This is a genomic window from Aquimarina aquimarini, from assembly GCF_900299535.1.
GTDB classification, from domain to species: Bacteria; Bacteroidota; Bacteroidia; order Flavobacteriales; family Flavobacteriaceae; genus Aquimarina; species Aquimarina aquimarini.
Window position 1 is genome coordinate 1 of the sequence record NZ_OMKE01000035.1, and the last position, 18,880, is coordinate 18,880.

An 18,880-nucleotide genomic window follows, 5' to 3' on the forward strand; every position below is an offset into this window, starting at 1 on the left:
AACTAACCATAGCTATAGCTATGCTAACTTTTTCTTCTTTGCATAAACAAAAAAATAGCTGATTTTCTTTTTACAGTAAATTCAAAGTATAACTGGTATAACAAATACATTTTAGCTAAAAGTTTGATATCTCATCCACTCTAAAATGTATATAAGCTTCGATAAAGGGTGAAACACCATCCTTTTACGAAGCCTATATAGCCGTCATCACTCGGGTATTTTAATACTATTAACAAAATCAATAGAGTTTTTCAACTCTGTTACTTTTATTCTTTACATATACTTTATAAGTAAAAAATTCACTATTCTCTTGGTTCAAGTATATATTTTAAATTCAGGCAAAAGCATAGATTAATCTTTCTAAAAAAAACAGCCTAATTATTTTTATTTTGCATTACATATTTGTGTTCGTTTCACCTTTGTTATTTATTTTCAAAGGTAAATTCTATATTAAAGGTAGCATTTGATTTAAATCAAATTCGTGTTTGTAATTTTAACATTGTTTTAGTAGCAACTCTGTTTGTTAACCTTTCATAATCGTGATACTCATCTGATAACACTGAATATCGATCTTTTTTATTCTTAGCATTTCTAATAAAAACTACCATTCGCTTACGAATAACCAATATCAAATGTTGAATAGTAAATAATCCTCGGGGCAAGCCCACGAAGTACTCGTTTGAAACGAACCTTTAATTTTGAAGCAAACTTCGGAGGATTAAAACCTCACTTAATAAGTAAAAAGTATGACCAAAACTACTCTATCTTAGCTATATAATTATTGTAAATCTCTCTCTTAAAAAAAGTTTATCTTACGGTTTTTTAAAAGAAGGGGTTCCTTACTTTTATACTTTTAGTAAGTGCAAATTGCTTATTCGTCAAGATTAAAACAGTACCTAAATGAACTACAAGTCAAAAACCTTAATTACTTGCTTACTTCTTTTTATCTCAACACTTGGAATTGCTCAGGTAAGAGTTGGCGATTTTTCATATTCAAGTGATAAATTCAAGAAGTTAAAAGACAAAGACCTAAAAAGATTTACAAATATCGAAACAGTATTTGTGTTACCAACTGTTTTCCCTAAATCACTATATGAGCATATTCTGGGTCAAGTTTGGGATATAACACCTTATAAAGTAGTTTATAAAGATGACTTTACAGCAAATGACTTAAAAGTTGATGATGCTTTGGCTAGATTTGAATTTATAGAAATTGAAGAAACTACACAGTTAGGGATGGAGAAATCATATTCTTTTATCTTTTTAGATTTTAGTATTATTGATAAAGTAAAAAAGAAAAAGAAAGAAAACGTCTGGTGGTCATCAAGAGTAGGGGCGATCTATTTTACACCAGATATTAAAATGAGACAACAAGTAGTAGTGCCCTCTACTGAAGAAGAAGTTATTGTTGGAAATTTAATCAATTTCAAATTAGGATATTTAAAGAACTACCTACAACTAGTCAATAAAAGCCTAAAAAACAAAAAGTCTATTGATATTTATTATGACTATGTTTTTCCTGAGCTAAAAAACTTAAAAGATCATACTTTATATATAGATTCCAACCTATTATATGGATATAATGCCCTTTTTGGATTGGAAAAAAAGAATCCTGAATTGGAAAAATTAATGAAAGACTATCCTTTTAAGTATGAAATACTTGAATACAGTACCCTCGAAGAAAAAATCCTTAACCAAAAAGAAGATTTCTATTACCTAATGTGGAATCAGGTAAACTATAATAAAATAATAAACATTGTAAATGGCAAAAGTGGAAATGTAATTTATCAAGAACATACCAAGATGTCATTTAATATAAAACCAAAAGATTTTAAAAAAATTAGTTCTAAAATAAATAAATTGAATTAATCCCCTTAAGAAACATTAGGACTCAACACTATATAAATATAAAACCGAAAAATAGTAACTACTGATTACTCAATTCTAACTATTAAATCCCCAACCTCTTGTTTATCATTTACAAATAATACTATTTACAACCCCCAGAATCTAAACCATTCATATGAATGTTATTTATAAATTTGCATAAAGAGGGAGATAAAGCTTCAAATTGATTGCCTTCTAAAGATACACCTGAAAGCTGGGAAAGATTGATAAAACTGTCTGGTAAGTTTTTTAATTGATTATAACCTACATCTAAATACCCAAGCGAAGAAAGATTACCAAAACTGTCTGGTAAGCTAGATAATTGATTTATTGACAAACCTAAATTTGTAAGCGAAGATAGATTGCTAAAACTATCGGGCAAACTCTTTAATTTATTCCTTTCTAAATTCAACTTTTTAAGCGAAGAAAGCTTACCAAAACTATTTGGTAAATTTGTTAATTGGTTATCTTTCAAATAAAAAGTCTCAAGTGCAGAAAGGTTACCTATGCTTTCGGGTAAACTCTTTAACTTATTTACCATTATATTAAAATAAGTAAGAGAACTAAGATTTCCTATACTGTTTGGCAAACTGCTTAATGGGTTTAGTTCTACACGAAAAGAAGCAAGCGAAGAAAGATTGCCAAAACTGCTAGGTAAACTGCTTAATTGGTTTGACGCTAAATCTAATTTTTTGAGTGTAGAAAGATCTCCAAAACTATCTGGCAAGCCCTTTAATTGATTACCTCTCAACACTAAATGAGTAAGTGCAGAAAGATTGCCAAAACTAGCTAAAAGATTAGTTAGTTTATTGTCTCGTAAATTTAATTCTTGAAGTGTAGAAAGGTTACCAAAACTGTCTGGTAGACTAATAATATCATTCTTTCCTATACTTAAACCTGTAAGTGAAGAAAGATTGCCAAAACTATCTGGGAGATTTGTTAATTGATTATTATATAAATTGAGCTCTATAAGCTTAGAAAGGTGACCAAAATTCTCTGGTAAATTTACTATTGAATTATCTTCTAGGTTTAAAGAAATAAGCAAAGAAAGGTGACCAAAATTCTCTGGCATCCCTTCTAACCTATTATCTTTTAAGTCCAAATAAGTAAGTGAAGAAAGATTGCCAAAATTTTCTGGTAAACTCGTTAATTGATTATGCTTTAAATACAATTCTTCAAGAGATAAAAGATTACCAAAACTATCTGGCAAACTACTTAATTGATTGCTTGGATTACTTTTTAACATAGTACCCTCTATAAACAAAACCTTAAGTGAAGAAAGATTACCAAAACTATCAGGTAAATCTGTTAATTGATTTTTGTTCATATCCAATCTCGTAAGAGCAGAAAGGTGACCAAAACTATCTGGCAAAGTCCTTAGTTTATTGCTATACAATTCTAAAGCCTCAAGTGTTGTAAGGTTGCCAAAATTACTTGGTAAACTCGTCAACTGATTCTCATACAAATGCAAAATCCTAAGTGCAGAAAGATTGCCAAAACTACTTGGCAAATTCTTTAATTGGTTTTCTCGCAATGTCAAATCACTAAGCTTCTTTAAGTTTCCAAAACTGTCTGGCAAATCCGTTAATTGATTTTCTCCTAAAAATAAAGCTGAAAGTGAAGAAAGATTGCCAAAATTTTCTGGTAAACTCGTTAATTGATTCTTTCCTAAACTCAACCATTCGAGTACCCCTAGACTTCCAAAACTGGCTGGTAAACTAGTTAATTGATTACTATTTAAATCCAAAGCTGTAAGTGACGAAAGATTACCAAAACTATCAGAAAGACTTGTTAATTGATTATTTTTCAAACGTAAAGTTGTAAGTGCAGAAAGATGATCAAAACTGTCTGGCAAACTCTTTAATTTGTTATTTTCTAAACTCAAATCAACAAGCTTAGAAAGTTTACCAAAACTATCTGGTAAACTCCTTAATTCATTACGCTGTAAATCCAAAGCTGTAAGCGAAGAAAGTTTACCAAAACTGTCTGGTAAATTAATTATTTTATTATATTCTAAGTCCAACCACTCAAGTAATAGTAAGTTACCAAAATTTTCAGACAAACTTACTAACCTATTACCGTTTATATACAACTTTGTAAGAGCCGAAAGATCACCAAAATTTTCTGGTAAACTCTTTAATTCATTACTACTTAACTCTAAAGTTTCAAGCGAAGAAAGATGACCAAAATTGTTTGGTAACCCCTTTAATCTATTTTTTGTTAATTCCAAACTTGTAAGCGCAGAAAGATTGCCAAAACTGCTGGGTAAACTGCTTAATTGATTTGACACTAAATCTAACTTTTTAAGTGCAGAGAGATCACCAAAACTATCAGGTAAACTCTTTAATTCATTACCTCTCAACACTAAACTGGTAAGCGAAGAAAGATTGCCAAAACTAGCTGGAAGTCTTGTTAATAGATTATTATATAAATTCAGCTTTATAAGTGCAGAAAGGTTGCCAAAACTATCAGGTAAACTCGTTATTTTTTCACTTCTTATTTCTAAATTTGTTACTCTTCCATTCTCTATACGTACACCTTTCCAATCTTCTATATTTTTTGTAGAAATATCCCAATCCAGTGTATTGTTTGGATTAGACTTATACAGATCAATTAATACTGATCGATCATCTTGCGCTGTGCCAGTATTATAAAAAAATAATAGCATCACAAATAGCATCATGGATGTAAAATATACGTTACTCATCGTATTAAATTATATTTATTTTTCAGTATAAGGATTGCCAAGATGGTATAGAAATACCTGAAGTTTGTGTGTGTGTGTACTGCAAAACTAAGCCTTTTTTGATAAGGTTCAAATTATTTATCCCTAAGTTATATATTGGGGTTTATCAATTCAAAATAACCTTTTCATAATCAAATTCTTACTCCTCACACAACTGTTTTTTTCTACAAAAAAATAAAAGGTGAGTATAGAACAAATCCGTAATGAAAAAACATTCAAAATATCGAATAACCAATATTGAATATTGAATAAGAGGTTTTCTCAATACTTATTCTTCATAAAAAAAGCCCCGATAATAATTAATCGGGGCAATAAAAATAGATTATAATTTTATTGAACAAAAAACAGCTGAACCGTATTGAGTGAACCATCTGGACACTGAACAATAGAAATCCCCGTAGCGTTCACATTAGATTGTAACATAATACTTCTGTGAGTTGAACTATTTACAAAGGCTTGAAAAATGCGTTGAGCATTTGATTGCCCATCTGCAACATTTTCTGAAACACTTTTACTTCCAGTTTGTCTTTTTAGTTCTGTAAACCTTTGTGAAGCACCTGTATGTAATGGACTATTACATCTATCTGTGTTATCTGGAAATATTGCTGCTACATTATCTGCAACACTTACACGTCTAAGAGTTTGTACTCCATTTTCTATTCTAAAATTATTTACAAGTCTTAATAGTTCAGATTCCTGAGATGAGTTTTTTGAATGAACCTCTGTAAACTTCTCTAGAGACTCTACTTCATTAATCTCCTTGTCGTCATTACTACAAGACATAAAAGTTACGATACATACAATAGCTAAAAATAAATTTAAATTTTTCATGAATGAATTAATTTTAAGAGTTAATAAATATTTGTTTTATTCTTTCATATAAGGTATTTATTAATACTACTTGTCATTTTTTTTTTAACTACGTTTAATTTTTTTTAAGTATTTAATTAATTAGAGTTCTTAATTATTCACAAGAAAAAGTTAAAAGAAAAACGACACCTGATTTATCTTTCTACCTACAAAATAGATTCTAGGTCAAGTTTGGAACGACATAACAAACAGAATATCGAATAACCTAATATTTAATATAGAATAAGGAGCCCTTCTCAATACTCATTACCCAATTCTAATTCATCATAAAAAAAGCCCCGATAATACTAATCAGGGCTATATAAATGCGGTGTACTTTAGTACACTAATACTTCAGTAGTTCTTCTATTTTTTGCTTTACTTTTTCTGTAGAAGGAATCATGGTTTGCTCCAACGTACTGTTTAAAGGAATGGCTGGCATGTTCTCAGAACCTATCGTCATTACAGGAGCATCTAGTGATCTAAAACATTCTTCCTGAATTTTACCCGATAATGCTCTTGCAAAAGAATTATTAGTAGGCTCTTCTGTAACGACAAGGCACTTTTTGGTTTTCTTTACCGATTCCATGATCGTTTCCTCATCTAGAGGGTACAATGTTCTTAAATCAATAATCTCTACCGTTTCTTTTATATCCTTTGTCGCATTAAGCGCCCAATGAACTCCCATACCATAGGTTACTATAGTCATAGTTTCTTTTTCATCTTGTGGCCAGATGCGTTGCACTACATTCGCTTTACCAAAAGGCAATACATAATCCTCTGATGGCTCTATGGTTCTGGCAGCATCTGTTCCTTTTACTTTGGACCAATACAAACCTTTATGCTCTAAAATCACTACAGGATTTGGGTCGTGATATGCCGCTTTCATTAATCCTTTTAGGTCTGCTCCATTACTTGGATATGCAATCTTGATTCCACGAATATTGGTAACTACAGATTCTACAGATGATGAGTGATACGGCCCACCACTACCATACGCTCCAATAGGAACTCTCAGTATCATCGATACAGGCCATTTTCCATTAGATAAATAACACGATCTACTTACCTCAGTAAATAACTGGTTAAGTCCTGGCCAGATATAATCCGCAAACTGCACCTCTACAATAGGTTTTAACCCTACGGCAGACATTCCTACTGTTGATCCTACAATAAAAGCTTCTTGAATAGGAGTATTAAATACACGCTCATCTCCAAATTTCTGAGCCAATGTAGCGGCTTCTCTAAATACGCCACCTAGTCTTCCTCCTACATCCTGACCGTATAACAAGCACTCTTTGTTTTCTTTCATCAATTCTTCTACCGCAAACAGGGCGCAATCTACCATCACCACTTCTTCTTTATCAGCGGGAGATCGCTCTCCTTTTTCTTCTATAATTGGAGTAGGTGCAAAATCATGAGTAAACAAATCTTCTGGTGTTGGATCTTCAGCTTTCATAGCCTCTTCCAAATCTTTGGCTACAACCGCTTTTGTTTCAGCTTCAATAGCTTGTATCTCTTTTTCTGTAAAACCATTCTCCAGCAATTGCTTTTTCAATACTGGGTATGGGTCACGAGAGCGAGCCTCTTCAAGATCATCACGATACCACTCCATTCTCACACCAGAGGTATGATGGTTTAGTAAAGGTACTTTGGCATGTACCAGCATTGGGCGTCTTTCTTCTCTAATAGTTTTTATAACTTCTTGCAATGCCAGATAACTTTCTGTAAAGTTTGCACCATCTATAGAGATCGCATCCAACCCATTAAACCCTTGTGCATACTCATATGCATTTTGCGCTCTGGTTTCTGCTGCATTTGCAGAGATATCCCATCCGTTATCCTGTACCAGATATAAAATAGGTAACTGCTTTAATGCTGCCATCTGGAAAGCTTCTGCAATCTCACCTTCTGTAACAGAAGCATCTCCTAGTGAACATACTACCAGAGGCTTGTCCTGCAATGTTTTATCATCCAGATCAACCAATTCTTTGTACTGTATTCCCATAGCAACACCCGTAGAAGGTATAGCCTGCATTCCTGTTGCAGAGGATTGATGTGGAATTTTTGGTTTATCATCATCTCTCAAACTTGGATGCGAATAATAGGTTCTTCCACCAGAAAAAGGATCCTCCTTTTTTGCTAGTAACTGCAACATCAAATCATACGGACGCATACCAATTCCTAATAACATCGCATCGTCACGATAATAAGGAAAAGCATAATCCTGAGGCAATAAATGCATTGCTGTAGCAATCTGAATGGCTTCATGCCCTCTAGATGTAGCATGCACATATTTTGAAACTATTTTAAAGTTCTCTTCATACAATTCTGCCATCGATTTGGCAGTACAAAGCGTTGTAAATGCTTTTTGTAATACTTCTTTTGCTATCGTCTTTTCAGCTACCATTTTTACTGTAGTTTTTGATATATGAATTCAAGTGTATTCCAGAATGACTATACTAGATCTTGATTCGTTTATTTTACTTTTTCTTCAACAGCCACTGGTACAATCCACCCGTGTGTATCTTCTCTTTTCTGTGCCTTGATTTCGTCTAGTGTATTTTTCATATCCAGACTTACAGGGTTTGCTTCTGGCAATGTGACTACCTCATCATTATACCCAATCGCTTCTACCATAGCAATGGCAACAGCCGTACCAGTACCAAAAGCTTCTTCAAGCTTTCCTTCTTTTGAGTATTGTATTACTTCATCTATCGTTATAGGGCGTTCTTCAACTTCAAACCCTTTATCTTTTAATAAGGTAATAGCACTGTCTCTAGTAATTCCTTTTAAGATAGAGCCACTTGTATTGGGAGTAATAAACTTACCATCAATCTTAAAAAAGATATTCATCGTTCCTACCTCCTGAATATACTTATGCTCGTTGGCATCTAACCATAATACTTGATCATATCCTTTGGCTTTGGCTTTTTCTGTTGGCAAGATCGCTGCTGCATAGTTTCCTGCTGCTTTTGCTTCTCCAGTACCTCCATCTGCCGCTCTTATATATTCAGTCTCAGCATATAGACGTATCTTTTTGGTAAAGAAAGGTCCTGCAGGAGAACAGATTACAATAAATTTATAGCTTGTGGCTGCTCGCATACCAATAAAAGGTTCGTCTGCATACATAAATGGACGCAGGTATAAAGCACTTCCTTCTTGCGGGGGTATCCATCCTTTTTCTACTCCTACAATTTGTTTTACAGCTTCTACAAAAAGATCTTCAGGTACAGCTGGCATTCCCATTCTGGCAGCACTGTGATTAAGTCGTTTTGCATTTTCTTCTGGTCTAAATAATAATGGAGTATTATTCTCTCCTACGGTTGCCTTCATTCCTTCAAAAATTGCCTGTCCATAATGCAATGCCATCGCAGCAGGGTGGGTAGGGATTAATTCCAAAGGTTCTATTCTTGGATTTAGCCATACACCATCTTCATATTCACAGATAAACATGTGATCGGTAAAAGTTTTTCCTAAAGGGATATTATCAAAATCAATATCCGCTAATTTTGAATGTGAAGTCTTTGTAATTTTAATGTGTTGCTCCATTAGTACTGTTTTGGGCGCATCCCATTGGGATCGGGCTATTCGCTATATCTTTTGCATTAGGTATCCCTAACACAAAAGGATGCCGCTACTATCCCTTGCGCAATTGTTTGTAATTATATTTCTCTACTGCTATCAAAAGCTTCTAGTTCATCTCCTACTTTGCGTAAAAATGACCCTCCTAAAAATCCATCTACTACCCTGTGATCAAAAGAAAGCGATAAGTACATCATACTTCGTATCGCAATCTCATCTCCTTTTTCTGTAGTAATCACCTCTGGTCTTTTCTTAATTATACCGAGTGCCAAAATCGCTACTTCGGGTTGATTAATGATGGGTGTGCCCATCAAGCTACCAAAAGTTCCTACATTAGAAATAGTAAAGGTGCTTCCTTGTATTTCATCGGGTTTCAGTTTATTATTTCTTGCACTATTTGCCAGATGATTTACACGTTTTGCTAATCCCAATAAGTTTTTCTCATTGGCATTTTTTACTACAGGAACAATTAAGTTTCCGCTAGGTAGTGCGGTTGCCATACCTACATTAATATCATCATGTACTATAATCTTTTTGCCATCTACAGATACATTGATCATAGGATACTCCTGAATTGCCTTGGCTACTGCCTCTACAAAAATTGGAGTATAGGTAAGTTTCTCTCCATACTTTTCCTGAAATGCTACTTTTACCTCATTCCTCCAATTCACAATATTGGTTACATCTACTTCTATATAACTGGTTACATGAGGAGATGTATGCTTAGAATACACCATATGATCTGCAATCATTTTGCGCATACGATCCATCTCTACAATACGATCTTTTCCTTCTACAAATGAGATAGGAGGAGCGTTGTATGTTGACTTGGGTGCTTGTGCCTGTGATTGTGGTCTGCTTGGCAAAGGATGTTTTCTGTTTTTTAGATACTGTACCACATCACTTTTACGAATACGCCCTTCTGCTCCTGTACCTACAATACTTTGTAGTTCTTCTACACTCAGGTTCTCTTTTTGGGCAATACTAATGACCAAAGGAGATAAAAACCCATCGTTTACTTCTGAATTTGAAAGTTGCAGGTTGGGAACATTATTTTTTGCTGATGTTACAACAGCAGGCTTCTCTATTTTTGATGAACCTTCTACTGGTTCACTTTTAGTCTCTTGTTGTTTTTGATCAGATGATACTGCACTTGCACCTGCATTGATTATTGCAATTACCTGTCCTATCTCTACTACTTCATTAGGTTGATATCGTATTTCTGCAATTACACCATTACAAGGAGAAGGCACTTCTGAATCTACTTTGTCTGTAGCTACTTCCAAAATCGTTTCATCCTCTTCTACAGTGTCGCCAACATTCTTCAACCAGTTAAGAATGGTAGCTTCTGATATACTTTCGCCCATTTTGGGCATTTTTAATTCTACTGTTGCCATTTTGGTTAACTAATGTTTGTTAGTTTAAATATACTTCTTTTTTATTTTACCTCTTTTGTACACCATCTCGTGAATTTACTTTTGTTTAAATTCTTCTAGTGTTTTATAAAATGCTTCTTGTGTTTCTCTGTTTTCAGGAACTTCTCTTAGCGGTTCTACTTCTTTTAATGATTCATAGCAATCTGTGGGTAGTTGCTGGTATAGTTTTGTTCCTTTAGTTTTCCATGCGATCATTTCATCACTTACCGCTTTGATTACTTTTGCAGGGTTGCCTACAATCAGACTTCGTTTTTCAAATACCGTTTTTGCTTTTACAAATGACATTGCTCCTACGATACATTCGTCTCCGATTTCTGCATCATCCATAATAACTGTATTCATACCAATCAGGCAATTACGTCCAAGATTAGCTCCGTGGATTACAGCACCATGTCCCACATGTGCACTTTCTTTAAGTACAATTGATTTACCTGGAAACATATGTACGGTACAGTTTTCCTGCACATTCACTCCATCTTCCAAAATAATTCCTCCCCAGTCTCCACGTATGGCAGCACCAGGTCCTATGTAACAATTTTTGCCAATAATCACATTGCCAGTTACTGCGGCTAATGGATGCACAAAACTGCTTTGGTGTACTACGGGTATATATCCTTTGAAAGAGTAAATCATTGTTAAATATTAAATTATAAATGTAAAACACTAAAGTAGTATTCGTCTTCTTTCTTATTTATCATTTTTCGGTTTTTAATTTCTTAGTTACTTAAACCTCTTCAATGTTTCTTTGGTGAAATCACTTAGTACCAATCTACCACTGATTACAGCTCTATCTGCCAATAGGGTATCCCAATCTTCTGTTCCTTTCCAAAAGGCTTCTTTCATCTCTTTCATTGCTTCAGGATTATACGTACATAAGTGTTCTGCAAAAGCTTTTACCTCGGCATCTAATGTCTCTATATCTTCAAAAACTTTGGTAAACAACCCTTTATCTCTTGCCCATTCTGCGTCATAAAACGAATTGGCATCAATAGCTATCTGTGTCATTGCAGATAATCCTATTTTACGCTCTACGGCAGGTCCTACTACAAATGGCCCTATCCCTACGTTAAGTTCACTTAGTTTTATCGATGCATACTTTGTAGCCATACAGTAATCTGTTGCAGAAGCTAATCCTACGCCTCCTCCAACAGTTTTACCTTGTACTCGCCCAATAATAAACTTCGGACATTTACGCATTGCATTGATCACATTGGCAAAGCCAGAGAAAAACACTTTTCCTGTTTCTGCATCATTGATATTGATCAGTTCTTTAAAACTTGCTCCTGCACAAAAAGTTCTGTCTCGTCCACTTTTTAATACAATTACCTTGATAGCATCATTGGTACCAGCATCAGTAATTGTTTGTGCTAATTTTGCCAAAATATCTCCTGGCAAGGAATTATGAGCAGGATGAAAAAACTCAATGGTTCCTACCTGATTTTCTACTGTTATATTTACGTATGGTTGTGTCATTACTTGCATTCCCGCATAGGCGGAAATCTTATTATTTTAATTCTACATTATTTTTAAATAGCTATTCTCTCAAATTATTACTTAAATCAATCCAATTTAAGTTTCCTTTTTTGATCACTTTTATTTTCCATTCCCGATTCCATTTTTTCATTCTCTTTTCTCGGGTATATGCTTCATCTTTTGTTTCATAATTCTCAAAATACACCAGTTTATTGAGATTATATCTTGCTGAAAATGTTGTTGGATGCGCTTTATTTTTATGTTGTTGTATCCTTCTTTTCAAATTTTTAGTTACTCCAATATAAAGAACCCCATTAGGTTTATTTGTTATTATATAGACGCTCCAAACTATCATTTAATTATAAAACTCTCATTCTTTCATAGTTTAGATTCCCGTCTCCACGGGAATTTTTCACAGTTTGGGTAATATCCCAAACTGTGAAAAATGATGATTTAAATGTTTTCTTTCTAGTAAATACCATTCATATTTATTCAATTCTCCAAAAACAATATTATTTAGTTTTGCTTCGGGATTTTCTTTGAAATATGTTTTGTATTCTTCTCTTGCTTCGTTCAGTTTTGTGATAGCCGTTTCCAGATCAGCGTGTTTTAATTCTTCTAGCACTCCTTTTTTGAGCAGTGGAAAATCTGTATTCTTAGGAAATGGCTCATAATTATATAAGCTGTTATGTACTTTATCCAGAATTTTTTCTGGAGTAGCAATTTCAAAATCCTGATGTTCTCCTGATGCTATTTTATAAGTATACTCCAAATGCTCAATCATATGCTGCGCTGTCATGATACCCCATTCTGGTTTGGTTTCTGCTGTTAACTTATACAAACATTCTTCGATTTTTGCTTCAGTCATTTCTACCAGTGTGGTTTGTTTTTTCTGTACCATTGTTAGAATCGTGGCAATTGCTACCAACTCATCTTCTGCATCAAAAACCTCAACAAACCATTTTACAATTCCGCTAGGGTGTTCTGCACTTGCTACATCACGATCTACTTTTTGCTTACAGGTCAATCGTACATATACTGTATCATTATGATAGATTGGTCGTAAGAATCTACATTCTTCCAGTCCATAATTTGCTGCTACTGGCCCTTTATTAGGGTATACGAATAATCCTGCTGCGGCAGCCAAGATAAAGTACCCGTGTGCTGTACGCTTCTCAAAAATGCTTCCTTCTAGTGATGTAATATCAGTATGGGCATAGAAATGATCCCAAGTAAGGTTTGCAAAACTGATAATATCTGTATCGGTTACTGTACGTTTATGTGTTTTGATAGACATTCCAGGCTCGATATCCTCCCAATGATATGAGAATGGATGGTTTTCTGATTCTTTATATGCTGCGTTTGCCTGATAAATTCCTGTTACCTCTGTAAGTGTGGTTGGAGTTCCTTGTATCGCACAACGTTGCATATAGTGTTTTATTCCTCGCATTCCTCCCATTTCTTCACCTCCACCAGCACGCCCTGGTCCTCCGTGGGTCAATAATGGCAATGGCGAGCCATGACCTGTACTTTGTTTTGCGTTTTCTCTATTTCCTACCAAAATACGACCATGGTGAGATGCTGCTCCCACAATATAATCTCTGGCAATAGTATCATCATAGGTAAAGATTGAGGATACCAATGATCCTTTACCCATTTGAGATAATGTAATGGCATCGTCTAGGGTATCGTATGGCATTATTGTAGATACTGGGCCAAATGCTTCGATCTCATGAACACCATTATTCTTAAAGGGCTGATCTTCTCTAAGCAATACTGGGCTTACAAAAGCACCTTTCTGTGCGTCTGCCCCAATGGTTTCTATTGTATCTAAATCTCCATAAACTATTTGTGCAGTTTTGGCAATTTGAGTTACATTATTTCTAAAGCTTTCTACTTGTTGCTTACTTGCCAGAGCTCCCATCCGTACTTCTTTGAGCCTTGGGTCTCCTATAGTTACTTTGTCTAATTGTTGCCCTAATGCTATCTGTACATCTTCTACCAATTCTGATGGTACAATTATTCTACGTATCGCAGTACATTTTTGACCAGATTTTACGGTCATTTCTTTTCGTACTTCTTTGATAAACAAATTAAACTCTGGTGTGCCTGGTATTGCATCTTTTGCAAGAATAGAAGCATTTAATGAATCTGCTTCCATTGTAAAAGGTACAGATTCTTCTATCAGCCTTGGGTGTGATTTTAATAATCTTCCTGTGTGAGCTGACCCTGTAAAGGTAACTACATCCTGAGATTCTACTGTATCTAGAATCGTTTTGGTCATACCACTAAGCAACTGTAATGACCCTTCTGGTAATATTCCAGAATCTATAATAACACGTACTACCGCTTCTGTAAGATATGCTGTTTGTGGTGCTGGTAATACTACCGCAGGCATTCCTGCCATCCAGTTAACTGCACATTTCTCTAACATCCCCCAGATAGGAAAATTGAAGGCATTGATATGTACTGCTACTCCTGTTTTGGGTACCAAAATGTGATGTGCCATAAATCTACCTCCACGAGATAGATCTATTGGATCACCTTCTACATGGTAGGACTGATTAGGAAACAATTTACGCAAGGATGCATTGGCAAAAAGATTCCCAAATCCTCCTTCTATATCAATCCAGCTATCTACTCTGGTAGCTCCCGAGCGATAACTCAATTCATAAAATTCTTCTTTGCGTTTGGTAAGATATAATGCTAGTTTTTTGAGCATATTACCTCGTTGCTGAAAGGTCATCTTTCTAATTATCTCTCCACCTTTGGTTCTACCGTATTGTAATACTTCTGGTATATCCAATCCTTTAGTCGTAGATTCTCCAATAACTTCTCCTGTTACGGCATCATGCATGATAATACCATCTCCAGAACCCGAAGTCCATTTTCCGTTTATGTAGCTTTCTAGTTTTTTCATACTCTAACCCCTTGATCCTCTATAGAGGAGTGTACTTGGGTATTTTATATTATACTTTCTATTATAACCTCTAGTCGATACTAGAGTAACAAACAATAGTTCTAAAATTACTTACTATATATTCACATTTTCAATTACTGCTGCATATCCTTGCCCTACACCAACACACATCGTGATCAATGCATATCGCTTGTTTTGTTCTTGTAATTCTAAAGCAGCAGAATATGCAATTCTAGCTCCTGTAACTCCCAGTGGGTGTCCTATAGCGATAGATCCCCCGTTAGGGTTTATTCTTGGGTCATTATCTGCCAATCCCCATTCTCTAATACATGCTAATGCTTGTGATGCAAAGGCTTCATTAAGTTCTATCACATCAACATCATCCATTGTAATCCCTGCTTTTTCTAATGCTTTATTAGATGCCTGAACTGGTCCAATCCCCATAATTCTAGGTTCTACTCCTACTACAGCAGAGCTTACTATTCTGGCTAATGGTTTTAGGTTGTATTTTTTAACTGCATCTTCTGAGGCTACAATGGTAGCAGCTGCTCCATCATTTAACCCTGAAGAGTTTCCTGCAGTTACACTCCCATCTTTTTTGAACGCAGGGCGTAATTTTGCTAATATTTCTTTGGTGGTGGTTGGTTTTACAAACTCATCATTAGAGAAAAGGATGGGATCTTTTTTACGCTGTGGAATCTCTACAGTCGTTATTTCTTTTGCTAGTCTCCCTGATTTTTGGGCATTGGTCGCTTTCATTTGACTCCAATGAGCAAAAGCATCCTGATCTTCTCTAGAGATATTGTATTTCTCTACCAGATTTTCTGCAGTATTCCCCATACCGTCTGTACCGTATAGTTCATCCATTTTTTTGTTTACAAATCTCCATCCAAAACTAGAATCATACATCTTTGAATCATTACCGAAGGCTGATGATGGTTTTGCTATTACATATGGACCCCGCGTCATATTCTCTACTCCTCCAGAGATAAACAAATCTCCGTCTCCTGCTTTGATGGCTCTATTGGCATGGATTATTGCTGATAATCCTGAGCTGCATAAACGATTCACAGTTTCTCCTGGAACTGTATAAGGTAATCCTGCTAATAATGCCGACATTCTTGCTACATTACGATTATCTTCACCTGCTTGATTAGCACACCCCATAATGACATCATCATAGGCTTCTTTTGGAATATCAGGATTATTTTCTATTAATTTTTCTATTACCAAAGCTCCTAAATCATCAGTACGTACTGCTGATAATGTTCCTTTATAGCTCCCTATTGGAGTACGAACTCCGTCTATGATGTATGCGTCTTTCAAAATTTTAAATTTTAGAATGTAAAATCTATAACTCAAAAGCAGTATCTATCCACTTTTTTATTTATCATTTTACATTTAGCGGTTTTACATTTTATTTCTCCCAGTCTTTGCTGGTTCTATACACTACTCCTTTAAAGAGTGCTACTATATCATCTCCTCTTTTTACTTCTACAATATTAAATCCTACTCTGGTTTTAATAATATCTGTAACAGCTTCTGCGGTAATATAATCTCCTTCTTCTAACGCTTCGATATGATTGATCGAAGTTTCTATAGATACTGCATACTTACCGTGTGTATTGGCAGAAAAACCAAAGGCTGTATCTGCCAGGCTGTACGAAATCCCTCCATGTGCTTTGCTCATACTATTGAGCATTTCTTTTCTTATGGTCATTCCTACTTTACATCTTCCCTTTTCTACATCAAGAATTTCAACACCTAGCCATTGACTAAACGGGTCTTGACTGAGCATTTGTTCAGGAATGAGTTTTGAAGGAACAGGTTTGAGGTCTTTCATTTATTTATTTTTATTCTATATTTATTTTTTAATCCTTATTCATCTCCCTTTAAACCAGAGAGAAGAATGTTGAATTTTCTCTTACCATTTTTCTTAATAACGGGCTACATCTATATCGATCTTCTCGATATTCATTATAAAGATTGTCTAATGCATTCACACACCATTCAATTCCTTTTTCGTCTGCCCAGCTCAATAGTCCTTTAGGATAATTTACTCCTTTGGTCATGGCATTATCAATATCTTCTGCAGAGGCTATATTCCAGAACAAGGCATCTGCTGCCTCATTAATCAACATCACCAATACTCTATCAAAAATTGATTGTGCCAATATTTCGTCTTTTACGGGTGCTGGTTTGACTGCATTCTCTCTATACTCATAATACCCTTTCCCTGTTTTTCTTCCTAGATATCCAGCTTCAGACAATCTTTTTTGTGTAAAAGATGGTTTATATCGGGGATCGTAATAAAATGCATTGAATACAGTTTCTGTTACTGTGTAATTAATATCATTTCCTATAAAATCCATCAACTCAAAAGGCCCCATTCTAAATCCTCCAAGAGTTTTGAGACTCCAATCTATTGTCGCTATATCTGCCAACCCCTCTTCATAAATCCGTAAGGATTCTCCATAAAAGGGACGTGCTACACGGTTTACTATAAATCCTGGAGTGTCTTTTGCCAAGGCTACTACTTTTTTCCAGTCTTTGATTACATCTACTATTTTCTCTGTTACTTCTGTAGAAGTTTGTACTGCTGGAATTACTTCTACCAGTTTCATTAAAGGAGCTGGGTTAAAGAAATGAATTCCTATACATCGCTCTGGTTTTTGTAAAGAAGAGGCTATAGAGGCTATAGATAAAGAGGAGGTGTTTGATGCTATAATAGCATCTTCAGAAACATATGTTTCTAGTTCTGAAAATACCTTCTTCTTAATTTCGAGGTTTTCAATAATAGCTTCAATAGTAAGATCTGCATCACTAAGTCCTTTTAGAGTATCTACATACGATATATTACCTTGAATACGCGTTTTCTCTGCTTGATCTATTCTTCCTTTTTCTATTAATCGAGAAAGCACTTTTTCTAAAGCTTGCTTACTTTTATCCAAAGCTACTTGCTTGGTGTCATATACTTTTACTTTACACCCTGCTGTGGCAGCAACTTGTGCAATACCACTACCCATGGTTCCTGATCCTATTACTCCAACTTTATAAATCATAAATTTTAAATGTAAAATACAAAATGTCAAAGTTTTTAAAAGAGATTTTATTTAGTCACTTTTACATTTAATATTTTTCGGTTTTATATTTTAAATTTTAAAATGTAATATTTGGTCTTACTTCCCTTTAAATACTGGTTTTCGTTTTTCTATAAATGCATTTACGCCTTCTGCATAATCTTCGCTTTCTGCCGATTCTATTTGTAAATCAGATTCTATTGCTAATTGTTCTTCTAGGGTATTGACCATTGATTGGTTTAACAATCTTTTGGTTAGCCCTAATGCTTTGGTGGGCATTTGCGCCATTTTTAAAGCCAGTTTGGAAACTTCTTCTTCAAAAGTTGCTCCTTCAAACACTTTATACAACATACCTAATTGCTCTGCTTCTTTGGCGCTTACTTTATCTCCTAACATCATTAGGGCAGATGCTTTTTGAAAACCTATTAATCTAGGTAGAAAAAAGGTTCCTGCACTATCTGGTACCAATCCAATCTTACTAAACGCCTGTATAAAGCTTGCTACTTCTGAAGCTACCACAATATCACATGCCAGCGCAATATTAGCTCCTGCTCCTGCAGCAACACCATTTACTGCGGCAATGACAGGTTTTTCGATACTTCTTATTCTTTCTATAATTGGATTATAATGTTCTTCAAGTATTTTTCTGAAACCTGGATTCAATTCTGGTGAAGTGACTTCTTTAAGATCCTGACCTGCACAAAAAGCTTTTCCGTTTCCTGTAAGTATAATGGCTCTTACCTCATCATTTGTCTTACATTCATCTAATGTTTTTTGTAACAACAATGCCATCTCCCGATTAAAGCTATTAAAAGCTTCAGGCCTGTTTAATGTTATTCTTGCTACTCCATTTTCAATTTGCAATTCGATTGAAGGCATATTTATTTTTTGTTTTGAATTCTGG

The 18,880-nt window shown here is 34.7% G+C and carries 14 protein-coding genes; 1 reads left to right on the forward strand and 13 read right to left on the reverse strand.

Going from position 1 to position 18,880, the window contains the following annotated elements:
- The first annotated feature begins 900 nt into the window (after window positions 1-900).
- Entirely contained in the window at window positions 901-1,869 is a 969-nt protein-coding gene (locus DG508_RS14360) for a hypothetical protein (protein WP_108868813.1), read from the forward strand.
- Between the two features lie 121 nt (window positions 1,870-1,990).
- On the opposite strand, the gene DG508_RS14365 is transcribed toward DG508_RS14360, so the two are convergent.
- From DG508_RS14365 to DG508_RS14425, 13 genes are all read right to left on the reverse strand, one after another.
- Window positions 1,991-4,555, reverse strand: a complete 2,565-nt coding sequence (locus DG508_RS14365; protein WP_159090846.1) for a leucine-rich repeat domain-containing protein — start codon at window positions 4,553-4,555, stop codon at window positions 1,991-1,993.
- A gap of 408 nt (window positions 4,556-4,963) precedes the next feature.
- On the reverse strand, window positions 4,964-5,464 hold the full coding sequence (locus DG508_RS14370) for a CAP domain-containing protein (RefSeq protein WP_108868815.1): 501 nt from the start codon (window positions 5,462-5,464) through the stop codon (window positions 4,964-4,966).
- Between the two features lie 364 nt (window positions 5,465-5,828).
- Window positions 5,829-7,892: an alpha-ketoacid dehydrogenase subunit alpha/beta gene (locus DG508_RS14375; RefSeq protein WP_108868816.1), complete on the reverse strand. Its 2,064-nt coding sequence runs from the start codon at window positions 7,890-7,892 to the stop codon at window positions 5,829-5,831.
- A gap of 68 nt (window positions 7,893-7,960) precedes the next feature.
- A complete protein-coding gene (locus tag DG508_RS14380; protein ID WP_103863489.1) occupies window positions 7,961-9,034 on the reverse strand; it encodes a branched-chain amino acid aminotransferase in 1,074 nt (357 codons plus the stop codon).
- 113 nt (window positions 9,035-9,147) lie between these two features.
- The gene (locus DG508_RS14385; protein WP_108868817.1) at window positions 9,148-10,464 is read right to left on the reverse strand and encodes a dihydrolipoamide acetyltransferase family protein; all 1,317 of its coding nucleotides are present in this window, start codon (window positions 10,462-10,464) and stop codon (window positions 9,148-9,150) included.
- A 75-nt stretch (window positions 10,465-10,539) separates the two neighbouring features.
- Window positions 10,540-11,136: an acyltransferase gene (locus tag DG508_RS14390; RefSeq protein ID WP_108868818.1), complete on the reverse strand. Its 597-nt coding sequence runs from the start codon at window positions 11,134-11,136 to the stop codon at window positions 10,540-10,542.
- Window positions 11,137-11,223: 87 nt separating this feature from the next.
- Window positions 11,224-11,976 carry an enoyl-CoA hydratase/isomerase family protein gene (locus DG508_RS14395; protein ID WP_108868925.1) on the reverse strand — a complete coding sequence of 251 codons (753 nt, stop codon included), beginning with the start codon at window positions 11,974-11,976 and terminating at the stop codon, window positions 11,224-11,226.
- A 61-nt stretch (window positions 11,977-12,037) separates the two neighbouring features.
- The gene (locus DG508_RS14400) at window positions 12,038-12,331 is read right to left on the reverse strand and encodes a GIY-YIG nuclease family protein (protein WP_108868819.1); all 294 of its coding nucleotides are present in this window, start codon (window positions 12,329-12,331) and stop codon (window positions 12,038-12,040) included.
- A 57-nt stretch (window positions 12,332-12,388) separates the two neighbouring features.
- The gene (paaZ, locus tag DG508_RS14405; RefSeq protein ID WP_108868820.1) at window positions 12,389-14,896 is read right to left on the reverse strand and encodes a phenylacetic acid degradation bifunctional protein PaaZ; all 2,508 of its coding nucleotides are present in this window, start codon (window positions 14,894-14,896) and stop codon (window positions 12,389-12,391) included.
- 114 nt (window positions 14,897-15,010) lie between these two features.
- Window positions 15,011-16,222: a 3-oxoadipyl-CoA thiolase gene (locus DG508_RS14410; protein WP_108868821.1), complete on the reverse strand. Its 1,212-nt coding sequence runs from the start codon at window positions 16,220-16,222 to the stop codon at window positions 15,011-15,013.
- Window positions 16,223-16,313: 91 nt separating this feature from the next.
- A complete protein-coding gene (locus DG508_RS14415; RefSeq protein WP_103863483.1) occupies window positions 16,314-16,739 on the reverse strand; it encodes a PaaI family thioesterase in 426 nt (141 codons plus the stop codon).
- 49 nt (window positions 16,740-16,788) lie between these two features.
- A complete protein-coding gene (locus DG508_RS14420; protein WP_108868822.1) occupies window positions 16,789-17,958 on the reverse strand; it encodes a 3-hydroxyacyl-CoA dehydrogenase NAD-binding domain-containing protein in 1,170 nt (389 codons plus the stop codon).
- Window positions 17,959-18,075: 117 nt separating this feature from the next.
- Complete coding sequence (locus DG508_RS14425; RefSeq protein ID WP_103863481.1) at window positions 18,076-18,855, reverse strand: enoyl-CoA hydratase-related protein; 780 nt, start codon at window positions 18,853-18,855, stop codon at window positions 18,076-18,078.
- Window positions 18,856-18,880: the final 25 nt, after the last annotated feature.